The sequence below is a fragment of the Planktosalinus sp. genome (genome assembly GCF_059864935.1).
Window position 1 is genome coordinate 1 of the sequence record NZ_JCBCCK010000392.1, and the last position, 1614, is coordinate 1614.

Consider the following 1614-nt stretch of genomic DNA (forward strand, 5'->3'; position numbering starts at 1 on the left):
AGAAACTTCAAATGAGGTTAGACAAGTATTTATTGAAACTTCTGTGCAAGGAGATGAAACAACTGCTAAAGTAACTGTAGTGAAAACTGTAGATGGTGAAAGAGTAGAAGAAGTAAATGAATTTTCAGGAAGCCACGAAGAAGTTGAAAGAAGAATTGAAGCTATAAAAGCACAATAGATAATTTTGTTAATATTTTATAAATCCCTGCCCGTCCGGCGGGGATTTTTTTTTAATGCATTATCTTAGTAGTTATGTTGAACTATGAAGATATAACCACATTGGGCATTGCTTTTGGTTTAGGCTTGTTGGTAGGGATGCAACGAGAAAGGACTCATCACCCTCTGGCAGGTGTCCGCACGTTTACACTTTTAGCTATACTTGGGGTTTTTTCGGGATTCCTTAGCCGTGATTTTGAAAATCCTTTTATACTGCCCGCGATGGGGATTTCCATAGCCGGGCTGTTAATTGCGGGTAATTTTATTGTAAAAAAAAAATCTGTTGATAGTAATGTAGGCCAAACCACAGAAGTGGCGGCCCTTCTTATGTTTGCACTTGGGGCATATCTGGTGCTAGGTAATCAGATTATAGGTGTTGTTGTGGGAGGGTTGATGGCTGTGTTGCTTTATGCCAAAGAAAAAATGCATAGTGCCATTGAAAGATTAAAAGACAAAGACCTTGCTGCAATTATGACATTTGTCGGTATTTCATTGGTTATCCTTCCCATACTGCCCAATGTTTCGTATGATCCTTATGATGTAATTAACCCCCGGGATATTTGGTTGATGGTCACGCTGATTGTTGGGATTAGCGTTGTTGGTTATTTTATATACAAATTTGTAGGGAAAAAAGCAGGGCTTTTTTCAAATGCTGTTCTTGGAGGGATGATCAGTAGCACTGCCACTACCGTAAGTTATGCCAAAAAAGCTAAAGATGCAGGTACCATTGATAAACTTTCTGCTTTTGTGATAGTGGGGGCCTCTGCCATTACTTTGGTTCGCATTGTTGTTGAAATAGGGGTGGTAATCCCTCAAAATCTCCCTCAAATGATTTTGCCCATTGCAGTTCAGTTTTTTGTAATTGTGTTGTTGTGCGTGGTTTTGTTTTATAGTATTCAAAAAGAAAAAAAAGAAGATGTAATGCCTGAACCACAAAACCCGGCCCAGTTAAAAACTGCCCTTGTTTTTGGTCTTTTTTATGGAGTTACATTATTTGCAGTAGCAATAGTCAATGAACAGTTTAAAAATGAAACCTTGTATGTAGTCTCTATTATAAGTGGGTTAACAAACGTTGATGCTATAACCCTGTCCCTGTCGCAAGTCATAAAACAAGGAAACCTTGAAACAGATGCAGGATGGCGGCTTATACTTTTGGCATCACTTTCCAATTTGTTTTTTAAAGGAATTTTAGCGGTAATTTTAGGAACCAAACGTCTTGCAAAATTACTGGGAATTACTTTTGGGATTTCAATTGTTGCGGGGTTGTTGATTATCTGGTTATGGCCTTGAAGATTTTATTCAAACAAGCCGTGCAGTTCTGCATCAATGCGGTTAATCACTTTTCCAAAATCTTCAGGGTCATCTACAAAATTTAGGTTGTCCACATCAATCACAAGC

Annotated in this window: 1 protein-coding gene and 1 pseudogene; one reads left to right on the forward strand and one right to left on the reverse strand. The window is 38.2% G+C overall.

What is annotated here, in order from left to right; genetic code table 11:
* Positions 1 to 252 precede the first annotated feature (252 nt).
* Positions 253 to 1506: a DUF4010 domain-containing protein gene (locus AC6F75_RS12160; protein ID WP_500715303.1), complete on the forward strand. Its 1254-nt coding sequence runs from the start codon at positions 253 to 255 to the stop codon at positions 1504 to 1506.
* A 5-nt stretch (positions 1507 to 1511) separates the two neighbouring features.
* Here the strand turns inward: AC6F75_RS12160 and AC6F75_RS12165 are convergent.
* Positions 1512 to 1614 (reverse strand): annotated as a pseudogene (locus AC6F75_RS12165) (deoxynucleoside kinase); the annotation flags it as partial.

Excerpts from the sequence above, each read along its gene's own strand:
- AC6F75_RS12160 (WP_500715303.1), top strand. The coding sequence starts at position 253 with ATGTTGAACTATGAAGATATAACCACATTGGGCATTGCTTTTGGTTTA.